Below are 19,953 nucleotides of genomic sequence, written 5' to 3' on the forward strand. Positions count from 1 at the left end.
AGCAAACCGGAGCCTCCGGCATCCAGAAAGGTGGATATGCCGGAATAAGGGTTGGCCTCTCTCGGGCCCGCCTTTAAATGGTGCCATGCCCCCGGATTCGTCATCGGCCGCTGTCGCAGCGCCGGATATTTCGACTTCACCCCCCAGCCTGATCACGCTGTTTGTCGCCTTTGCCAAGATGTCGCTTGCGGGGTTTGGCGGGGTCCTGGTGTGGGCGCGGCGCGGTATCGTCGACCAGCACAAATGGATGACCGCGGACGAATTCAACGAGACCTTTGCGCTCTGCCATTTTCTCCCCGGCCCCAATATCGTCAATCTCACCTTCGTGTTCGGTTCGCGCCTGCGCGGATTGCCGGGCGCGGTTGCCGCCTTCACGGGATTGCTCGGCCCGCCGGCCTTGATCATGGTCGTGATGGGCGCGCTCTATAGCCGCTACGGCGATATCGATGCGCTGCGCCGAATTCTGTCCGGGGTCGCTTGCGCTGCCATCGGTCTGATGCTGGCGGTGGTGTTCCGGATGATGACGCCGCTGCTCAAGCGGCGCGATGTCACCGCGCTGCTGGTCATGGCCGTGGTTTTCATCGCGATAGGCATCACGCGCCTGCCGCTGCCACTGGTGTTGATCGTGGCCATCCCGATCTCTATCGCCATCACTTATTGGATGCGGAGGCAGGCGGCATGAATTCCGATTCCAATCCGGTGCTCACGCTCGCCTGGACCTTCGGCGTGATGTCGCTGTTTGCGGTCGGCGGCGCCAATTCGGCTATCCCCGAAATGCACCGTGTCGCCGTCGACGTGAACCACTGGCTCAGCGACAAGCAATTCGCCGACGTCTACGCGATCGCGCAACTCTCGCCCGGGCCGAACGTGTTGATCGTGACCCTGATCGGTTATTCGGTGGCGGGGCTTGTCGGGGCACTGGTCGCCACGGTTGCGATGTGCGTGCCGACCGCGGTACTGGCCCTGATCGTCAGCCGCTTCCTGACCCGCGCGAGCCAGGCGCGCTGGCCTGGCATTATTCAGGCGGCGCTGGTGCCGCTCTCGATCGGGCTGATGGGCGCGAGCGGCTTCATCCTGGCGCGCACCTCCGACCGCACCGTGGTCGCCGTCCTCGTCACATCAGGCGCGGCGGTGCTGGCCTCCGTGACCAAGCTCAATCCGCTCTGGATGCTGGTCGCCGGCGGCTGCCTCGGCTTTGCCGGCCTGATCGGGTGACGTCTTTCCTCCCTCCCCCACGAGCGAAGCGAGGTGCGGGGAGGGAAGGCCGAAGCGAAGCGGAGGCCAGGGTGGGGGCTCTTCTCGCACCCCCCACCCCGATGCTCGCTTCACTCGCATCGACCCTCCCCACCGCTTCGCGGGGGAGGGATGAGGAAAGTGCGGCGGTTTCCAGGCTTGTGATAGCCCGGCCGGATGCTCACTTTTCAGGGTATAAAGAGCGGATAGGGCCGAATCGGCGTTTTGAACGCCAGGCGCCGCCGCTAAAAGTTCGGCTCTGGTGAGCCGTATCTGGAAGCGGCTGTCGACCGTGGAACGTCATTAAACCCATGATCCAGTATCACGACCTGCTCGAACGGATTCTGGCCGACGGCGTGGAGAAATCCGACCGCACCGGCACCGGCACGATCTCGATCTTCGGTCACCAGATGCGCTTCAATCTGGCGGCAGGTTTCCCGATGCTGACCACCAAGAAGCTACCGCTGAAGGCGATCATCCACGAACTGCTCTGGTTTCTGAAAGGCGATACCAACGTCAAATATCTGCGCGACCATGGCGTCACGATCTGGGACGAGTGGGCCGACGCCAATGGCGATCTCGGTCCGGTCTATGGTTCGCAATGGCGGTCGTGGCCCGCGCCGGATGGACGCAAGATCGACCAGATCGCCAAAGTGGTCGAGATGATCCGGAACAATCCGGATTCGCGGCGGCTGATCGTGAGCGCGTGGAATCCGGCCGAGATTGACCAGATGGCGCTGCCGCCCTGTCATTGCCTGTTCCAGTTCTACGTCGCCAATGGAAAATTATCCTGCCAGCTCTACCAGCGTTCGGCCGACGTGTTTCTCGGCGTGCCCTTCAACATCGCCTCCTATGCGCTGCTCACCATGATGGTCGCGCAGGTCACGGGATTGAAGGCGGGCGAATTCGTGCATTCGTTCGGCGACGCGCATCTTTATTCCAACCATGTCGAGCAGGCGCGGTTGCAACTGACGCGCGCGCCGCGCGCATTGCCAACCATGAAGATCAATCCTGCCGTGAAGGACATCTTCGGCTTCCGCTTCGAAGACTTCGTCCTCGAAGGCTACGACCCGCATCCGCATATCAAGGCTGAGGTCGCGGTTTGACTTTATCCATTCGCCGTGTGCGACCGGGTGAAGCGGGCGTCGTGCTCTCGCTGGTCCGTGAACTCGCCGAATACGAAAAGCTCCTGCATGAGGTCGAAGCGACCGAGAGCATGATCGCTGATGCGTTGTTCGCTCAACACCCGCGGCTGTTCTGCGACATCGCGGAATGGAATGGCGAGGTCGCGGGCTTTGCGATCTGGTTCATTAATTTCTCCACGTTCTCGGGCCGCTCCGGAATCTATCTGGAAGACCTGTTCGTGCGGCAGGCCGCCCGCGGCAAGGGCATCGGCAAGGCGCTGCTGTCGCATCTCGCCAGGGAATGCGTGGCGAACAACTGGTCGCGCCTGCAATGGTCGGTGCTCGACTGGAACGCGCCGTCGATTGCGTTCTACAAGTCGCTCGGCGCGGTCATGATGGACGAGTGGACGGTCTGCAAGGTCGGTGGTACCGCGCTCCACGCGTTGGCCAAAGGAAAGTACTGATGGAGATCGTGCTCATCGTTGCCGTCGCCGACAACGGCGTGATCGGCGCCGGCGGCGCGATCCCCTGGCGGCTCAAGACCGACATGCTGCGCCTCAAGGCGCTGACGATGGGAAAGCCGGTCGTGATGGGCCGCAAGACGTTCCTGTCGCTGCGCCGGCCGTTGCCCGGGCGCACCAACATCGTCATGACGCGGGATGCAAATTTCCGGGCGGCAGGCGCCGTCGTGACGGCGTCGGTCGCGCAGGCGCTGGACGTTGCGCGAGGAGACGCGCTGCGGCGTTTCGTCACTGAAATCGCCGTGATCGGCGGGGCGGAAATCTATGCCCAATGGATGGGGCTCGCCGATCGCCTCGAGATCACCGAAGTCCATGCCGTCCCTCAGGGCGATACCCGTTTTGCGCCAATAGATAAGGCGGCCTGGGACGAGGTGACGCGGACCGAAAACGCGGCCGGTCCGGACGACAGCGCGGCCTTCTCATTTGTTACTTACGTCAGGCGGTAGTGCTTGCTAGCCGCATTAACCGCATCGGCTAATGTTTACGTTGACAATTCAGGGCCCAAGCTTAGCTCCTGCTGGCCAAGGCCCGCGTTGTAAGGGAAGTAGCCGTCCCCTATAAAGCCCTCGATAAAGCCTTGGCCCGCTAGCGGGGCAGTGGCTTGAGTGGCCCTTAGGCCTTGAAGGAGATTTGTATGGCGTGGAAGAATCAGGGCGGAGGTCCCTGGGGTTCGGGTCCGAAGGGACCTTGGGGCTCCGGACCGCAGCCGACCGGCGGGGGGCCCAGGCCGCCCGACCTCGAAGATCTTCTCCGCCGCGCCCAGGACCGCATGCAGCAGTTTCTGCCAGGCGGCTATTTCAGCGGGCTTGGTATTGCGGTTGCGCTGCTCGCCGTCCTCGCGATCTGGGGTCTTTCCGGACTGTTCCGCGTGCAACCCGATGAACTCGGCGTCGTGCTCCGCTTCGGCAAGCCCGAGCGCACCGTCGGGCCCGGGCTGCGCTATCATCTGCCCTTTCCGGTCGAGACCGTGCTGCTGCCGAAGGCGCTGCGTGTCTCGACGCTCAACATCGGCTTCTCCTCCGAGGCGACACCGCGGCGCGGCGGCCGGGAGGTCCCGCGTGACATCCCGGAAGAAAGCCTGATGCTGACCGGCGATGAGAACATCGTCGATGTCCAGTTCACCGTGCTGTGGCGGATCAAGCCGAAGGGCGCCGCCGATTATCTTTTCAATATCCAGAATCCCGAAGGTTCCGTGAAGGCCGTCGCCGAAAGCGCGATGCGCGAAGTCGTCGGTCATTCGAACATTCAGGGCATCCTGACCAATGACAAGGACAAGATTCAGCTCGAGGTCCAGGAGTTGATGCAGCGGGTGCTCGACGGTTACGGCTCGGGCATTCTGGTGCAGCAGTTGCAGATGGGTAACGTCAATCCGCCGAATCAGGACGTCATCCAGTCCTTCAACGATGTGACCAACGCCAAGACCGAGCTCGAGAGCCTGCAAAACCAGGCGCAGACCTATGCCAATCAGGTTGTGCCCGGAGCGCGGGGCCGCGCGGCGCAGATCACCCAGGCCGCCGAAGGCTACAAGCAGCAGGCGGTCGCCGAGGCCAAGGGCCAGAGCGCGCGCTTCCTGAAGGTCTATGAGGAATACAAGAAGGCGCCCAACGTCACGCGCGAACGCATCTATCTCGAGACGATGGAGCGCGTTCTCGGCGGTTCCGACAAGCTTATCTATGACGGCGGACCGTCGGGGCAGGGCGTCGTGCCGTATCTGCCGCTGAGCGAACTGACGAAGCGGCAGGGATCGCAAGGTCCGACGCCGCAGCAAGGAACGGGAGGTTCGCGATGAGGTCTCCCGTCACAGGCATTCTGGTTCTGCTGTTCGTCTTGCTCCTGGCCATCATCGGTTACAGTTCGGTTTTCACCGTGCAGCAGACCGAGCAGGCTCTCGTGGTCCGCTTCGGCAAGCCCGTCCAGGTCGTCACCGATGCCGGCCTGCATTTCAAGGTGCCGTTCACCGACACCGTTATCCCGATCGACAAGCGCATCCTCGATCTGGAGAATCCCGCGCAGGAAGTGATCGCTTCCGATCAGAAGCGGCTCGTGGTCGACGCCTTTGCGCGCTATCGCATCAAGGACGCGCTGCAATTCTACCAGAGCGTCGGCAGCATTCAGGCCGCCAATCTTCAGCTCACGACGCTGTTGAACTCGGCCTTGCGCCGCGTGCTCGGCGAAGTCACGCTGATCCAGGTGGTGCGCGACCAGCGCGAAGCCTTGATGGGACGAATTCGCGATCAGCTTGACCACGAAGCCGGCAACTACGGCATTCAGGTTGTCGACGTGCGGATTCGCCGCGCCGACCTGCCTGACCAGAACAGCCAGGCGGTCTATCAGCGCATGAAGACCGAACGGCAGCGTGAGGCAGCCGAGTTCCGCGCCCAGGGCAATCAGAAGGCGCAGGAAATCAAGTCGAACGCCGACCGTGAAGCGACCGTGATCGTTGCCGAGGCCAATTCGAAGGCCGAGCAAATCCGCGGTGAAGGCGATGCCGAGCGCAACCGGCTGTTTGCCGAGGCTTATGGCAAGGATCCGGATTTCTTCGCGTTCTATCGTTCGATGACGGCCTATGAAACGGCCCTCAAGGGCAACGATACGCGGCTCCTGTTGCGGCCGGATTCGGATTTCTTCAGGTTCTTCGGAGGTGCCAGCGGCAAGCCGCCAGCACCTGCCGCGGCGCCAGCCGCAGCGGCGGCGCCAGCCAAGCCATGACCGTGAGGCCGAAGCGCCAAACCGCTTCGGCCATGCCAGAACAAGTCCAAGCGGGAGGCTCCTGTCCGATGAGGTCCATAGCGTTCTCTGACTTCCTCGTCGGCGTCGGAATCCTGCTTGTCATCGAAGGCCTGATGTTCGCGGCCGCTCCCGTTTGGCTCAAGCGGGCGATGAAAAGCGCGCTGGAGACACCCGATCATATTCTCAGGGCGGTCGGTATCGGCTCGGCGGTCGTGGGCTTGATCGTGATCTGGCTGATCCGCCGCTAACATATGTCATTCCGGGATGGTTCGTGAGCGACGTCCGGTTTTCGCCGAAATCGGAGGTTCAAATGCTTGCGCGCTCACCCCTTCGGGCGCACTCTAGTGCTCCGATTCCGAAGTTCGTCTCATATTGTGGCTCCACGTTTACGAACTTCGGAATCGAAGGAGCACTAGCCAACTATATGATTCTAGTGCGGTTTAGAATTTGAAGTTCCTATGACGAGGTTACCGCGAAACTGATAGGAACTTCAAATTCACCGCACTAGTGGAGTGGATTTGACATTCGCTACCCGTCTGGCCGCGAGTTCGAGAAGCGAATGTCAAATCCCAAACTCCACTAGAAACCTATATTTGTCAGTGGTCCTTCTAATTCTATCATTCGCAAAAGCGGCTGCTGAGAAGGGACGCGAATGATAGAATTGGACCACTGCTGCCCGCCTTTCCGGGTTCGTGCTCGATCGCGGCAGCCGGTTTCACGAACTTGGGAAAGCCACAGGCGCCGACAAGATTGTAGTTCTGGCGCCGCCTTGAAGTCCCTGGATGAAATCCGCGGTGCAGGAACTTCAGGCCGGCGGCATGAGGCCGCCGAACTTTGCTCCTTCGACGAGAGAGAACCGATATGACCGTAACGACCAAAGCCTTTCGTCATGGCCTGCGCCCCGTGCTGGCGGCGGCCTGCCTCGGGGCGATGACCCTGCTGATCCCATCGGCGCCGGCCATGGCGAGGGGGCCCGACGGGATTGCAGATGTTGCCGAGAAAGTGATCGATGCGGTGGTCAACATCTCGACCTCGCAAACCGTCGAGGCCAAGGGCGGTCCCGGCGAAGGCCGGGGCGCGATGCCGCAACTGCCGCCGGGCTCGCCGTTCGAGGAGTTCTTCGACGACTTCTTCAAGAACCACCGCGGCGGAAAGGGCGGCGGCGACTTGCAGCCGCACAAGACCACCTCGCTCGGATCCGGCTTCATCATCGACACGTCAGGCATTGTCGTGACCAACAATCACGTCATTGCGGACGCCGATGAGATCAACGTGATCCTGAACGACGGGACCAAGATCAAAGCCGAGATTGTCGGCGTCGACAAGCGGACGGATCTCGCGGTGCTCAAATTCAAGCCGCCGCACCCGCTGACGGCGGTGAAGTTCGGCGATTCCGACAAACTGCGTCTCGGCGAATGGGTGATCGCGATCGGCAATCCCTTCAGCCTCGGCGGCACGGTGACCGCGGGCATCGTCTCGGCGCGCAACCGCGATATCTCGAACGGTCCCTACGAGAACTACATCCAGACCGACGCCGCCATCAATCGCGGCAATTCGGGCGGGCCGCTGTTCAATCTCGACGGCGAGGTGATCGGCGTCAACACGCTGATCATCTCGCCGACCGGTGGCTCGATCGGCATCGGCTTTGCGGTGCCATCCAAGACCGTAGCGGGCGTGGTCGACCAGCTCCGCCAGTTCGGCGAATTGCGCCGCGGCTGGCTTGGCGTGCGCATCCAGCAGGTGACCGACGAGATCGCCGAAAGCCTCAGCATCAAGCCCGCGCGCGGTGCGCTGATCGCCGGCATCGACGACAAGGGCCCGGCGAAGCCCGCCGGTATCGAGCCGGGCGACGTGATCGTCACCTTCGACGGCCACGACATCAAGGACCCGAAGGATCTGTCGCGCATCGTCGCCGACACCGCGGTCGGCAAGGAAGTCGACGTCGTCATTATCCGTAAAGGCGCAGAGCAGACCAGGCGGGTGACGCTCGGCCGCCTGGAAGACAACGACAAGCCGCAGCCGGCTGCCGCGAAGTCGGCGCCGGAGCCGGAAAAGCTGGTGACGCAAAAGGCGCTCGGGCTCGACCTGGCCAATCTGAGCAAGGACCTGCGCAGCCGCTACAAGATCAAGGACAGCGTCAAGGGCGTGCTCATCACCGGCGTCGACAATGCCTCCGACGCCGCCGACAAGCGGCTCTCGGCCGGCGACGTGATTGTCGAAGTCGCGCAGGAGGCGGTGGCCAACGCCGCCGATATCAAGAAGCGCATCGATCAGATGAAGAAGGATGGCAAGAAATCCGTGCTGCTTCTGGTCTCGAACGCCAGCGGCGAATTGCGCTTCGTCGCGCTCGCCGTGCAGTAGCCTTTTTCTTATCCCTACCCCGCGGAACGCGTGGGGAGGGTGGCATATCGCGAGCGTTGGCGCGATATGCCGGGTGCGGGTGTCTTAACGACGGCGGCCCCACCCGACCTCGCTGCGCTCGGCCACCTCGAGAGCGAGCTTCGCTCGCCTCGGACCCCACTACTCGCTACGCTCGTGGAGGAGGGATCAAGAATCACGCCCCGACAAACTCCTCGCGCGTAAAACCCTGCGCGTAGAGAAGAGCGCTGAGATCGCCGTGGTCGATGCGCACTGCTGCTGCTGCCGCAACCGCCGGCTTGGCGTGGAAGGCGACGCCGAGCCCGGCCTCGCCGATCATGCCGAGATCGTTGGCGCCGTCGCCCGCCACGAGCGTGTCGATGTTGTCGAGGTCGAACCCTTCGCGCAGTTCGAGGAGCGTGGCGAGCTTGGCATCGCGTCCGATGATGGGCTCCCTGACCTCGCCGGTCAGCTTGCCGTCGCGCACGATCAACTCGTTGGCGCGGTTTTCCTGGAAGCCGATTTTCCTGGCGATCGCCTGCGTGAACAGCGTGAAGCCGCCCGAGATGAGGCAGGTATAGGCGCCATGCGCGCGCATGGTCGCGACCAGCTCGCGGCCGCCCGGCGTAAGTGTGATGCGCTCGGCGATCACCTTGTCGACGACGTCGACCGATAGGCCCTTGAGCAGCGCCACGCGCTCGCGCAGCGCGGGCTCGAAGGCGATCTCGCCGCGCATGGCGCGTTCGGTGATGGCGGCGACGTGAGCCTTCAACCCGACGAAGTCGGCGAGTTCGTCGATGCATTCCTGCCCGATCATGGTGGAGTCCATGTCGGCGAGAAAAAGCTTCTTGCGCCGCCCAAGCACAGGCTGCACGACGATGTCGATCGGCAGATCGTCGCGCGCCTCGCGCAGGCGCTGGGTGATGGCGGCCATGTCCTCGCGGCCGTCGCCAAAGGGAATGTCGGCGGCGACCTCGTCGAACAGCCATCGCGGCGTGCCGGCAGCGGGCAGAAGGGCGCGCGCGCCGTCGAGCACCGTGCTATCGACAGCGGGATTGGCCGGGTGGCAGATCAGCGTGGCGACAAGGGACATGAATTCGCAAGCCTGCGACAATACTGCCGTGCTTATCGCAGGGCCGACCGCCAGCGGCAAGTCGGCACTGGCGCTTGCGCTCGCCCGCAAAGCCGGCGGCATGGTGATCAATACGGATTCCATGCAGGTCTATCGCGACCTGCGTGTGCTTACCGCGCGCCCCTCGGCGGACGAGGAGGCCGAGGTTCCACATCGGCTCTACGGCCATGTCGATGCCGCGGTGAATTTTTCCGCCGGCAGCTGGGTGAGCGATGCGGCCAAAGTGCTTGGCGAAGCGCGCGCGCACAACCGCCTTCCGATCTTTGTTGGCGGTTCCGGTCTTTATTTCAAGGCGCTGACACGGGGCCTGTCGGCGGTTCCGCCGATCCCATCAGAAGTGCGCGAGGCCGTGCGCGCGCGCCTCGAACGCGATGGCGTCGAGGCGCTGCATGCGGAGCTTGCGCGTTGCGATCAATCTTACGCGGAACGGCTCAAGCCGCGCGACCGCACGCGTATCGCACGCGCGCTGGAAGTGATCGAGGCGACCGGGCGCTCACTCATGGACTGGCACCGCGAGGGCCTGCCGCCGCTATTGCCCCCGGGCTCGTTCCGGGCGCTGTTTCTCGCGCCCGACCGCGATGCGCTCTACGCGCGCATCGATGCGCGGTTCGAGACGATGCTTGAAGCAGGCGCGCTGGAGGAGGTCGCCCAGTTCGCGGCGCGCAGGCTCGATCCGCTGTTGCCGGCGATGAAGGCGCATGGCGTGCCGGCGCTGATCCGTCACCTCGAAGGTGAAATCACCCGCGAAGAAGCCAGCGAAATCGGCCGCGCCGACACGCGCCGTTACGCCAAGCGGCAGTTCACCTGGTTTCGGCACCAACTGCCGGAATTCGAATGGGTCGCACCGGAGGCGGCGGGGGCGTGGGTGGGGGCGAAACTCGGTTCATAGCCGTTTCTCGTCGTCCCTGCGGTGCGCGGGGACGACAACAGGCGTGTGCGGTGTCCGCTCTCGCGCTTTTTCCGCGATTGCAGCATTTTCACCCTCGCCGAATGGCGGGAAGCCGGTTACAGTTGCAATTGAAGCGCGATAGGCCGCCAGCCGCTTGACTTTCGCTGCCCGACCGGTATGTTCGCGCAACCTTTGGGAAGTATCAGCGGTTCTATGCGCAACATTATTACCAAACTCCTTATTGCCGTAGTACCCAGGCGCATCGCCGGGGATGGCTAGATGCCATCCAAATTCGGACGATGCGCCAGGGCCCTCTTCGGGTCCTTTTTTATTTCCCAGACCACCTCAACAAGAACATCGCGCCAGCAACGGCGCCTCCGGAGCCAGCCAAGGAATACGTCATGACTGACAAGAGCCACGATCCGAACCAGATGACCGGCGCCGCCATGATCGTGCGCGCGCTCATCGATCACGGCGTGCAGCACCTCTTCGGCTATCCCGGCGGCGCGGTGCTTCCGATCTATGACGAGATTTTCCAGCAGAGCGAGGTCGAGCACATTCTGGTGCGCCATGAGCAGGGCGCCGGCCACGCGGCGGAAGGCTATGCGCGCTCGACCGGCAAGCCGGGCGTCGTGCTGGTGACCTCGGGGCCGGGCGCCACCAACATGGTGACCGCGCTCACCGACGCGCTGATGGATTCGATCCCGCTGGTCTGCATCACCGGGCAGGTTCCTACTCACTTGATCGGCAACGACGCGTTCCAGGAATGCGACACCGTCGGCATCACGCGGCCCTGTACCAAGCACAACTGGCTGGTGCGCAACGTCAACGATCTCGCCAAGGTGCTGCATGAGGCGTTCTATGTCGCGACCACCGGCCGTCCCGGTCCGGTCGTCGTCGACGTGCCCAAGGACGTGCAGTTTGCGACCGGCACCTATCATCCGCCGCGCAAGTCGGACGTGCACATCTCCTACGCACCGCGCGTCAAAGGCGACGCGACGCAGATCCGCAAGGCGGTGGCGCTGCTCGCCGGCGCAAAAAGGCCGGTGATCTATTCCGGCGGCGGCGTCATCAATGCCGGCCGCGAAGCCTCGAAGCTGCTGCGTGAACTGGTCGAGGTCACGGGCATTCCGATCACCTCGACCCTGATGGGGTTAGGGGCCTATCCGGCGTCGGGCAAGAACTGGCTCGGCATGCTCGGCATGCACGGCACGTACGAGGCCAATATGGCGATGCATGATTGCGACGTCATGCTGTGCGTCGGCGCGCGCTTCGACGACCGCATCACCGGGCGCACGGATGCGTTCTCGCCGGGATCGAAGAAGATCCATATCGATATCGACCCGTCGTCGATCAACAAGAACATCCGCGTCGATGTGCCGATCATTGGCGATGCCGCCAACGTGCTCGGCGATCTGCTGCAGGTGTTCAAGGCGGAAGCAAAGAAGCCGGATATCAAGGCCTGGTGGGCGGGAATCGCGAAATGGCGCGCGCGCAATTCGCTGTCCTACAAGAAGAACAACGATGTCATCCTGCCGCAATTCGCGATCCAGAAGCTGTTCGAAGCGACGCGCGGCAAGGATACCTACATCACCACCGAAGTCGGCCAGCACCAGATGTGGGCGGCGCAGTTCTTCGGTTTCGAGGAGCCGCATCGCTGGATGACATCGGGCGGTCTCGGCACCATGGGCTATGGCCTGCCGGCGGCGATCGGCGTCCAGGTGGCGCATCCCGACAGCCTCGTCATCGACATCGCGGGCGATGCCTCGGTGCAGATGACGATTCAGGAAATGTCGACGGCGGTGCAGTACGAGTTGCCGATCAAGATCTTCATCCTGAACAACCAGTATATGGGCATGGTGCGGCAGTGGCAGCAATTGCTCCATGGCAACCGCCTGTCGCATTCCTACTCGGAGGCGTTGCCGGATTTCGTCAAGCTCGCCGATGCCTACGGCTGTGTCGGTTTCCAGGCGACCAAGCCCGGCGATCTCGACGGCGCGATCAAGGAGATGATCAAGATCAAGCGGCCGGTGCTGTTCGATTGCCGGGTCGCGGCGCTGGAAAACTGCTTCCCGATGATTCCGTCCGGCAAGGCGCACAACGAAATGCTGTTGCCGGCGGAAGCCAATGACGAAGCAACCGCGGAGGCCTTTGCGAGCGGCAAGGCGCTGGTGTGATGATGAGACACCTGCAGCACAGTTCCTCTTTTCACCTCGCCCCGCTTGCGGGGAGAGGTCGCGCTGAAAGCGCGGGTGAGGGGGACTGTCCAATTTCCGAGCTTTCAGAAAAGGCCCCTCACCCCAACCCTCTCCCCGTAAGTACGGGGAGAGGGAGCAGATTGTGCGTGCGGGCGGGAGACTATTTCCATGTTTAACCTCGATCAACTCGAGCGCGCGCAAGCGACCGTCCATGCGGCAATGCCGCCGACACCGGCGCATGCGTGGCCGCTACTCGCCGCGCGGCTCGGCACGGGCGTCGTGGTCAAGCATGAGAACCACACGCCGATCGGCGCCTTCAAGGTGCGCGGCGGTCTCGTCTATGTCGATCGGCTGAAGCGCGAGCAGCCGCAAACGGCGGGCATCATCTCGGCGACGCGGGGCAACCACGGCCAGAGCCTCGCTTTTGCGGCCGCTCGCAACAAGCTGCCGCTGACGATCTATGTGCCACACGGCAATTCGACCGAGAAGAATCGTGCGATGAGGGCGTTCGGCGCCAACCTCGTCGAATACGGCGCCGACTTCCAGGAATCGCGTGAAGAGGCCGAGCGGCATGCCAAACGAGAAGGGCTGCATATCGTGCCGTCCTTTCATCGCGACCTCGTGCTCGGAGTTTCGACCTACGCGCTCGAACTGTTCCGCGCGGCAGGCGATCTTGACGTGCTCTATGTGCCGATCGGGCAGGGCTCGGGCATCTGCGGCTGCATCCTGGCGCGCGATCTGCTCGGGCTGAAGACCGAGATCGTCGGCGTGCAGTCGACGGAAGCGCCGTCCTATGCGCTGTCGTTTGCGGCCGGCAAGGTCGTCAGCACCAATTCCAGCAACACCCGCGCCGACGGCATGGCGACGCGCGTTCCGGATAGCGAAGCGTTTGAAATCATCCGCAAGGGCGCCTCCCGCATCGTTCAGGTCAGCGATGATGAGATAGCGGCCGCGATCCGCGCCTACTGGACCGACACGCATAACCTTGCCGAAGGCGCGGGCGCGGCGGCGCTTGCGGCGGCGTTCCAGGAAAAGGCAAGGCTCGGCGGCAAGCGCGTCGGCCTGATCCTGAGCGGCGGCAATATCGATTTCGAGCTGTTTCGCAAATGGGTGATGGCGGATCCCGTCGTCCAGAAAGTGATGATGGCATGATGAGCGTTTGTCGCCGCTCTTTTCTTCACCTCGCCCCGCTCGCGGGGAGAGGTCGCAACACATCGACAGATGCGTTGCGGGTGAGGGGGAATCTCCAAGAGCCCGGTCTTTCGAGACTCCCCCTCACCCCACCCCTCTCCCCGCAGGCGGGGAGAGGGAGCACAACATTGCCAGGGGGACACCAATGAACCAGCCCGCATCCGCCTACTTCATGGAAGAACAAAAGGCTCCAAACGAGTCGCACACGCTTTCGGTGCTGGTGCAGAACGAGCCCGGCGTGCTCGCCCGCGTGATCGGGCTGTTTTCCGGGCGCGGCTATAACATCGAGAGCCTCACGGTTTCGGAAACCGAAAGCCAGAAGCACCTCTCGCGCATCACCATCGTCACGACAGGCACGCCTGACGTGATCGAGCAGATCAAGCATCAGCTCGACCGCATGGTGCCGGTCTATCGCGTGGTCGATATGACGCTCTCGGGCCGTTCGATCGAGCGCGAGCTTGCGATGGTGAAGGTGCGCGGCACCGGCGAGCATCGCGTCGAGGCGTTGCGGCTGGCGGAAGCCTTCCGCGCCCGCGCGATCGACGCCACCACCGAAAGCTTCGTGTTCGAGATCACCGGCAGCTCATCGAAGATCAGTCAGTTCGTCGACCTGATGCGTCCGCTCGGTCTGGTCGAGGTGTCGCGCACGGGCGTTGCTGCCATAGGCCGCGGAGCCGAGGGGATGTGAGCCATGTTGGCGCGCGACTGGTACTATGACCAACGGCGGCGGGTCGGTATCGATTCCGCCGTCGCCGCGATCTACGATCGCCACGGCAACAGCGACCTGCGGGCGCGGGCCGCGCTCGACATGCTGGGCGTCAAGCCGGGCTGGCGCGTCGCCGATATCGGCTGCTGCAATGGACTGCTCGCCTGCGAGGCCGCGCTGATGGGCGCCGAGGTCGACGCGATCGATATTTCGCCGGCCATGCTGGCGCTGGCAAAGGTCGAGGCAAGGGACCGCAAGGTTGCGATCCGCACCCAGTCCGCTGGGCTCTTGAGTTTCGTCTATCAGGCGGAAAGCTACGACCTGATCGTCAGCGAGTTCACGCTGCATCACCTGCCGGATTTCTGGAAAGCGGTGGCGATGTCGCGAATCTTTGCTGCGCTGAAGCCGGGCGCGACTTTCTACCTGCGCGACATCGTGTTTGTGCGAACCCTCGACGGTACCGAGCGCGACGTCGACGAATGGGCCGAGTTCTCGATCTCCAACCACGATTTCAATCGCGACAGCGTCGTCACCCATATGCGCGACGAACACTCGACCTTCGGCTGGGTGATCGAACGCATGCTGGCGGACGCCGGCTTCGAACTGACCTCGGTGGATTATCACGCGCCGCTGCACGGAACGTATCTGTTGCGGAAACCAGGCGGGCCGAGCTGACGCGCGATGAGACAGAGCCAGGCCATCGCCGCGATGCAGGTCAACTCCCTCTCCCGTCGGGAGAGGGGTGGGGTGAGGGGTTACGGTCTATCGAGCAGATGCGGCCCCTCACCCGATCGCTACGCGATCGACCTCTCCCCGCGGGGGAGAGGTGAATCGACTGCGCCGATTTCTGGTGGGTGCACAAATCAATGAAACCCGCCGACGTCTGCATTGCCGTCCTGGTCGCGGTGATCTGGGGAAGTGCGTTTGTCCTGAGCCGGATCGCGCTCGATGAACTGTCGCCCGAATTGATGACGGCGCTGCGCTTTAGCATTGCCGCGGTGCCGTGCCTGTTTGTGCCGCGGCCGAAGGTTTCCTGGCCGACGTTGATTGCGATCAGCTTCACGCTGTTTCTCGGCCAGTTCCTCTCGCAGGCCTATGGCATCGCCAAGGGTGTCCCGGTCGGGCTCACCAGCGTGATCGTGCAGAGCCAGGCGCTGTTCACGATCGGCCTTGCGGCGCTCCTGTTCGGCGAACGTCCGACGCGGCTGCAGACGGTCGGCATCGCCATTGCCGCTTGTGGCCTTCTGATGATCTGCGGCACCGTCGGCTATGATTTCAGCGTCTCGGCCTTTGCCGTGCTGATGCTCTCGCCGATCTTCTTTGCGGCCGGCAATCTGCTGCTGCGCCGCGCGCCGGGCGTGCCGATGTTCGATCTGTCGGCCTGGCTCTGCCTGGTCGCCGCGGTGCCGCTATTGACGCTCGCTTTCGCCGGCAATGGCGTGCAGTCGACGTGGCACGAGCTGTCGCATATGTCGCTTGCCGTCGTGTTTTGCATGCTCTGGATCGGCCTCGTCTCCACGTGCACGGCGTATTGGCTGTGGAATCGACTGTTGCGCGATTACCCGGCCGCGCAAGTGGTGCCATTTGCGTTGCTGGTGCCGTTCGTCGGTTCAGCCGCTTCCAGCATCGTGTTCGGCGAGACCTTTGGCAGATTGAGGCTCGCCGGCATGTTGACGGTGGTCGGCGGCATCGCCGTGATGCTGCTCGCCCGGCGTACGCAGGCCCTGACCAAAGCTGCGGGAGCGTAAGGATGCAGAACTCCTCGCTTCTGTTTGCGTTTGCCGTGTTCGCCGCGGTGATGTTCTTCACGCCGGGGCCGAACAACATCATGGTGATGTCGTCGGGGCTGACCTATGGCTTTCGCCGCACCTTGCCGCATATCGCCGGCGTCGTCATCGGCTTCGCCTTCATGGTCGGCGCGGTCGGCGTCGGTTTTGGGGCGATCTTCATCGCTTTTCCGGTCCTGCAAACCATCCTCAAATATGCCGGCGCGGCCTATCTGGTTTACCTCGCGGTGATGATTGCGCTGTCGGGTGCGCCGAAGCCGGGCGAAACCGGGCGTGGCCCGATGACCTTCTGGCAGGCCGCAATGTTCCAGTGGGTCAACGTCAAGGGCTGGGTCGCGATCATCGGCACCATTACGGCCTACGCGGCGATCGCGAGCTTCCCGTTCAACATCGTGATCCAGGTCGTGACCTTCCTGGTAATGGGCACGGCCTCGATCACCACCTGGACGCTGTTTGGCAGTGCCCTGCGTCCGTTCCTGACCTCAGCCTCGGCGGTGCGCGCCTTCAATCTCGCGATGGCCGCCTTGCTGCTGGCCTCGCTCTACCCGGTCTTCATGGAGTAGGGGGCGAAACGATGCGAAATGAGGGTTTACGCCCCTTCCAAAAATGTTTTAGACCACGCGGGAAATTCGAAGGCGACCGGCGGTCCATCTGACCTTATTGCCTGATCCATCGGCCGATTTCGGCCCCTTTCACAGAGGAAACCAACATGCGTGTTTATTACGATCGCGACGCCGACATCAACCTGATCAAGGGCAAGAAGGTCCTGATCGTCGGCTATGGCAGCCAGGGCCACGCCCATGCGCTGAACCTGAAGGATTCCGGCGTCAAGGAAGTGGCCATTGCGCTACGCAAGGGATCGGCCTCCGCCAAGAAGGCGGAGAACGCCGGCTTCAAGGTGTTCGAAGTCGCCGAAGGCGCCAAGTGGGCCGACCTCGTGATGATGCTCACCCCCGACGAATTGCAGGGCGACATCTACCGCGAGCATCTGCACGACAACATGAAGAAGGGCGCCGCACTCGTCTTCGCCCACGGCCTCAACGTGCATTTCAACCTGCTCGATCCGCGCGCCGATCTCGACGTCTTGATGATCGCCCCGAAGGGCCCCGGCCACACCGTGCGTTCGGAATATCAGCGCGGCGGCGGCGTGCCCTGCCTGATCGCGATCGCCAGGGACGTCTCGGGCAACGCCCATGACCTCGGCCTGAGCTACGCCTCCGCCATCGGCGGCGGCCGCGCCGGCATCATCGAGACCACCTTCAAGGAAGAATGCGAGACCGACCTGTTCGGCGAGCAGGTGGTGCTCTGCGGCGGCCTGGTTGAACTGATCAAGGGCGGCTACGAAACGCTGGTCGAAGCCGGCTACGCGCCGGAGATGGCCTATTTCGAATGCCTGCACGAGGTGAAGCTGATCGTCGACCTGATCTATGAAGGCGGCATCGCCAACATGAACTACTCGATCTCCAACACCGCCGAATACGGCGAATACGTCACCGGCCCGCGCATCATCACCGACGAAACCAAGAAGGAGATGCGCAAGGTGCTGGCTGACATCCAGGGCGGCAAGTTCGCCCGCGATTGGATGCTGGAGAACAAGGTCAACCAGACCTCGTTCAAGGCCACCCGCGCCAAGCTCGCCACGCACCCGATCGAGGAAGTCGGCGCCAAGCTCCGCGACATGATGCCGTGGATCAAGAAGGGCGCGCTGGTGGATAAAACCAAGAATTAGGGCTTGATCCACGTTTTAAGTGGCGAGATCGCGCAGGCGCGATCTCGATGATCAAAAAGGGCGCACTGGTGGATAAGACGAAGAACTAAATCTCGTGCCCGGATGCCGCGCAGCGCGAGTACGCTGCACCGCGTCCGGGAAACGGCAGGCACCTACACTGCCGCGATGCGCATGGCGCCGCGTTTGCGGTTTCAGGACACCGAAAGCTTATCGAGCCTCTGATAGCTCGCTTCCATTCCATGTTCCATTCCGGTCGCGAGCATTCGCGCGCGCGTTTCCGCATCGGGCAGCGTCATACGCATGGTCATCAGCGTGCCGTCGCCGTCCTTTTCGAACCGGGTCTCGATATGGTTGTCCGGCGTGGGCTCGGGCAGAAACATGCGCTCGACATGCACGATGCGGCTGTAGGGCTCAAGCTCGAGATATTCTCCGGTGAGATGAAAGCCGCCGCCGCCCGGCATCGCCCATTCGTAGCGGATCCTTCCGCCCGGCCGTGGCTCGCTGATGCAGACCGGCATGGTCCACCCATGGGGACCCAACATCCACTGCTGGACCAATTTGGGCTCGGTGTGGGCGCGATAGACCGCTTCGGGCGGCGCCGCAAAGCGCCTGACGACGACGACGAAACGGTCGCCCTCGGTATTCAGTGTCAGCTTACTCATCACTACTTCTCTCCTCGTTTTGAAGCCATTGCTACCAGGAGCTCATCGAGTCTCTCGTAGTTCTTCTCAAGTGCCTGGCGCAGCATCGTCAGCCATTGGTCGATGTCGTCGAGCCCGGCATCCGTCAGGCGGCAGTGGCGGCGCGTGCCGTCGATCCTTCGGGCGATCAAGCCCGCGCTCTCCAGCATCTTCAGGTGCCGCGAAATGGCGGGCTGGCTCATGTCGAAGGGTTTTGCGAGCTCCATCACCGTCGCCTCACCCTTGGTGAGACGGGCCAGGATCGCCCGCCGCGTCGGGTCGGCGAGCGCCAGGAAAGCCGCATCAAGGCGGGCGGAGCGCGCGGTATTTAACATAACGAAATCATTATATAACAAATATGTTATGGTCAAGCGCAAAATGCGGTCGGCGCTTTGCGGCATGATGCGCTGCTGATCCGGGGCTATTTCAAACGCTGGGTCCCGGCTCTGCGGCGCAGCGTGAAGTACGCCGCACCGCGTCCGGGACACGACAGGCACCTACAGCGCCGCGATGCAGCCGATATGCCATGCCGCAAGAAGTAAGATGGTTCGATTGCTATCGAACCGTCGATGACGCGGATGTGTAGACGGAAGGGCAGGGCGCGGCCGATCACAGGCTTCACGCGTGCCGCATCGCCTTGCCGAGCGTCTCCGAGGGACGTTCGCCGAACGCCCGGCGATAGTCGCGCGCGAAGTGGCCGAGATTGCCGAAGCCGCACACAAACGCGACCGACGTGACGGAAGTCTCCGTATCCGGCGTGGAGAGCAGCTGGCGCGCGCGCTTGAGGCGGACCATCTTGGCGAACGCCATCGGCGAATAGCCGCGGGCCTGCTGGAAGGCCCGGAAGATCGCACGCGCTCCCGTACCCGTCGCTTCCACGAGCTTCTCGATCGTGATCGCCTGATTCCAATGGGCCTCGATGAACTCTTCCGCGCGGCGCACGTGAGAGGGCAGCGTATCGGCCGGGTCGCGTTGCAGCAAATCGCTGAAGGTGTGTAGGTTGGTGCACAGGAAGGACACCAGAATGGTCTGTTCGAGCTCGCGCAACACCAAAGGCGGCAACTGGTCGGAGTCAGTATCGAGCTGCTCGGCGAAAAAGCGGATCAGCCGCCAGAGTTGCTCAAAGCGCGCCGAATTTCTGTTGGCGGCGGTCGCGAATTCGAGCTTGCCGCCCGGCCGCGCGCCGAGAAGGTAGGCCAATTTGTTTTCGAACGCGCCGGGATCGATGCGCAGGTTGAGCCATTCATGGCCGGCTTCGACCGCAAGGTTGATTTCCTGGCCGGGCGAGACGATGCAGGATTGGTTTTGATCCAGCACAACCATGCGCCTTCCGATCGCCGCCTGGCCGTTGCCGACCACTGCCGTCAGCAGGCGAAACCGCTCGGCCTCCGGATAGTCGACGCTCGCGCCATTGCTGCTCTGGCCGTAGGCGAGGCCGATGCTTTCAAGCTCAACGAGATTCCCCCTCGCCGAGAGGTTTGCCGGCGTTTTCAGTTCGACCCTGCTGGCGCCGAACCGCGTCAGCAGGGCATGCCTGAAATCTTCCGAGGAGGAGGTCTTGAAGACCGGAAAGCGCCGGAGCGGGTCGGCTGAGTGCTGGGAATGCATAGTCGGGTCCGCTCGCCTTACCCTGCTCCATAACGCCGGATGGATTGCGTTGGCTGCCGTTCAATCG

General features: G+C 62.9%; 21 protein-coding genes. 17 read left to right on the forward strand and 4 right to left on the reverse strand.

The annotated features are described in order from the left end of the window. Positions 1-85 precede the first annotated feature (85 nt). The 9 genes from M6D32_RS18950 (at position 86) to M6D32_RS18990 (ending at position 7,969) form a co-directional block, all read left to right on the forward strand. A complete protein-coding gene (locus M6D32_RS18950; RefSeq protein ID WP_298258990.1) occupies positions 86-682 on the forward strand; it encodes a chromate transporter in 597 nt (198 codons plus the stop codon). Beyond that, a complete protein-coding gene (locus tag M6D32_RS18955; RefSeq protein ID WP_298258992.1) occupies positions 679-1,215 on the forward strand; it encodes a chromate transporter in 537 nt (178 codons plus the stop codon). Before M6D32_RS18950 ends, M6D32_RS18955 begins: the two co-directional genes overlap by 4 nt. Positions 1,216-1,544: 329 nt before the next feature. Beyond that, complete coding sequence (locus M6D32_RS18960) at positions 1,545-2,339, forward strand: thymidylate synthase (RefSeq protein ID WP_298258994.1); 795 nt, start codon at positions 1,545-1,547, stop codon at positions 2,337-2,339. Further along, on the forward strand, positions 2,336-2,821 hold the full coding sequence (locus M6D32_RS18965) for a GNAT family N-acetyltransferase (protein WP_298258996.1): 486 nt from the start codon (positions 2,336-2,338) through the stop codon (positions 2,819-2,821). Before M6D32_RS18960 ends, M6D32_RS18965 begins: the two co-directional genes overlap by 4 nt. Continuing rightward, positions 2,821-3,324 (forward strand): dihydrofolate reductase, encoded by a 504-nt coding sequence (locus M6D32_RS18970; RefSeq protein WP_298258998.1) that lies wholly within the window; start codon positions 2,821-2,823, stop codon positions 3,322-3,324. Before M6D32_RS18965 ends, M6D32_RS18970 begins: the two co-directional genes overlap by 1 nt. Before the next feature lie 188 nt (positions 3,325-3,512). After that, positions 3,513-4,667, forward strand: a complete 1,155-nt coding sequence (gene hflK / locus M6D32_RS18975) for an FtsH protease activity modulator HflK (RefSeq protein WP_298259000.1) — start codon at positions 3,513-3,515, stop codon at positions 4,665-4,667. Next, entirely contained in the window at positions 4,664-5,587 is a 924-nt protein-coding gene (gene hflC, locus M6D32_RS18980; protein ID WP_298259002.1) for a protease modulator HflC, read from the forward strand. Before hflK ends, hflC begins: the two co-directional genes overlap by 4 nt. 68 nt (positions 5,588-5,655) lie before the next feature. Next, a complete protein-coding gene (locus tag M6D32_RS18985; RefSeq protein WP_298259004.1) occupies positions 5,656-5,856 on the forward strand; it encodes a DUF2065 domain-containing protein in 201 nt (66 codons plus the stop codon). 613 nt (positions 5,857-6,469) lie between these two features. After that, on the forward strand, positions 6,470-7,969 hold the full coding sequence (locus M6D32_RS18990) for a Do family serine endopeptidase (protein WP_298259006.1): 1,500 nt from the start codon (positions 6,470-6,472) through the stop codon (positions 7,967-7,969). Between the two features lie 193 nt (positions 7,970-8,162). On the opposite strand, the gene serB is transcribed toward M6D32_RS18990, so the two are convergent. Beyond that, on the reverse strand, positions 8,163-9,059 hold the full coding sequence (gene serB / locus M6D32_RS18995; protein ID WP_298259008.1) for a phosphoserine phosphatase SerB: 897 nt from the start codon (positions 9,057-9,059) through the stop codon (positions 8,163-8,165). Here serB and miaA point away from each other — a divergent pair. The 8 genes from miaA to ilvC all read left to right on the forward strand — a co-directional run bounded on the left by miaA (position 9,058) and on the right by ilvC (position 17,598). After that, positions 9,058-9,987 (forward strand): tRNA (adenosine(37)-N6)-dimethylallyltransferase MiaA, encoded by a 930-nt coding sequence (gene miaA, locus M6D32_RS19000; protein ID WP_298259010.1) that lies wholly within the window; start codon positions 9,058-9,060, stop codon positions 9,985-9,987. The genes serB and miaA overlap by 2 nt on opposite strands. 401 nt (positions 9,988-10,388) lie before the next feature. Continuing rightward, complete coding sequence (locus M6D32_RS19005; protein WP_298259012.1) at positions 10,389-12,164, forward strand: acetolactate synthase 3 large subunit; 1,776 nt, start codon at positions 10,389-10,391, stop codon at positions 12,162-12,164. A gap of 189 nt (positions 12,165-12,353) precedes the next feature. Next, entirely contained in the window at positions 12,354-13,337 is a 984-nt protein-coding gene (locus tag M6D32_RS19010; RefSeq protein ID WP_298259014.1) for a threonine dehydratase, read from the forward strand. A gap of 184 nt (positions 13,338-13,521) precedes the next feature. Further along, on the forward strand, positions 13,522-14,064 hold the full coding sequence (ilvN, locus tag M6D32_RS19015; RefSeq protein WP_298259016.1) for an acetolactate synthase small subunit: 543 nt from the start codon (positions 13,522-13,524) through the stop codon (positions 14,062-14,064). A 3-nt stretch (positions 14,065-14,067) separates the two neighbouring features. Beyond that, positions 14,068-14,757, forward strand: coding sequence for a class I SAM-dependent methyltransferase (locus tag M6D32_RS19020; protein ID WP_298259018.1), 690 nt, complete (start codon positions 14,068-14,070; stop codon positions 14,755-14,757). Between the two features lie 191 nt (positions 14,758-14,948). Next, the gene (locus M6D32_RS19025) at positions 14,949-15,830 is read left to right on the forward strand and encodes an EamA family transporter (RefSeq protein WP_298259020.1); all 882 of its coding nucleotides are present in this window, start codon (positions 14,949-14,951) and stop codon (positions 15,828-15,830) included. A gap of 2 nt (positions 15,831-15,832) precedes the next feature. Then, the gene (locus M6D32_RS19030; protein WP_298259022.1) at positions 15,833-16,432 is read left to right on the forward strand and encodes a LysE family translocator; all 600 of its coding nucleotides are present in this window, start codon (positions 15,833-15,835) and stop codon (positions 16,430-16,432) included. A gap of 146 nt (positions 16,433-16,578) precedes the next feature. Then, positions 16,579-17,598 (forward strand): ketol-acid reductoisomerase, encoded by a 1,020-nt coding sequence (gene ilvC, locus M6D32_RS19035; protein ID WP_298259024.1) that lies wholly within the window; start codon positions 16,579-16,581, stop codon positions 17,596-17,598. A 191-nt stretch (positions 17,599-17,789) separates the two neighbouring features. Here ilvC and M6D32_RS19040 read toward each other — a convergent pair whose 3' ends face one another. The 3 genes from M6D32_RS19040 to M6D32_RS19050 all read right to left on the reverse strand — a co-directional run bounded on the left by M6D32_RS19040 (position 17,790) and on the right by M6D32_RS19050 (position 19,886). Continuing rightward, positions 17,790-18,260, reverse strand: a complete 471-nt coding sequence (locus M6D32_RS19040) for an SRPBCC domain-containing protein (RefSeq protein ID WP_298259026.1) — start codon at positions 18,258-18,260, stop codon at positions 17,790-17,792. 2 nt (positions 18,261-18,262) lie between these two features. Continuing rightward, on the reverse strand, positions 18,263-18,613 hold the full coding sequence (locus tag M6D32_RS19045) for a metalloregulator ArsR/SmtB family transcription factor (RefSeq protein ID WP_298259028.1): 351 nt from the start codon (positions 18,611-18,613) through the stop codon (positions 18,263-18,265). Between the two features lie 283 nt (positions 18,614-18,896). Then, positions 18,897-19,886, reverse strand: coding sequence for an AraC family transcriptional regulator (locus tag M6D32_RS19050; protein ID WP_298259030.1), 990 nt, complete (start codon positions 19,884-19,886; stop codon positions 18,897-18,899). Positions 19,887-19,953 lie beyond the last annotated feature (67 nt).

Source organism: Bradyrhizobium sp. (assembly GCF_027307225.1).
Lineage (GTDB): Bacteria > Pseudomonadota > Alphaproteobacteria > Rhizobiales > Xanthobacteraceae > Bradyrhizobium.